This is a genomic window from Alkalicoccobacillus porphyridii, from assembly GCF_007293315.1.
In the GTDB taxonomy this organism is placed as follows: domain Bacteria; phylum Bacillota; class Bacilli; order Bacillales; family Bacillaceae_D; genus Alkalicoccobacillus; species Alkalicoccobacillus porphyridii.
In genome coordinates this window covers 1-241 of the sequence record NZ_VLXZ01000390.1, presented here as the reverse complement: position 1 = coordinate 241, position 241 = coordinate 1, and the positions used below count along the sequence as shown (strand labels likewise).

1 pseudogene is annotated in these 241 nt (G+C 54.8%); it reads left to right on the top strand.

From position 1 onward, the window contains the following. Nucleotides 1-241 (top strand): annotated as a pseudogene (locus tag FN960_RS24690) (lysophospholipid transporter LplT); the annotation flags it as partial.

Below are 241 nucleotides of genomic sequence, written 5' to 3'. Positions count from 1 at the left end.
TACGCTGGTGGGTGTTGGTGCTGCAGCCTATTCACCGGCGAAATACGGTATTCTCGGCGAATTAACCACGGGTAGTAAGTTAGTGAAAGCTAACGGTTTAATGGAAGCTTCTACCATAGCGGCGATTTTGCTCGGTTCCGTAGCCGGTGGTGTGCTGGCTGACTGGCATGTCCTCGTCGCCCTGGCCGCATGCGCACTGGCCTACGGTGGTGCGGTCGTTGCCAATATCTACATTCCCAAA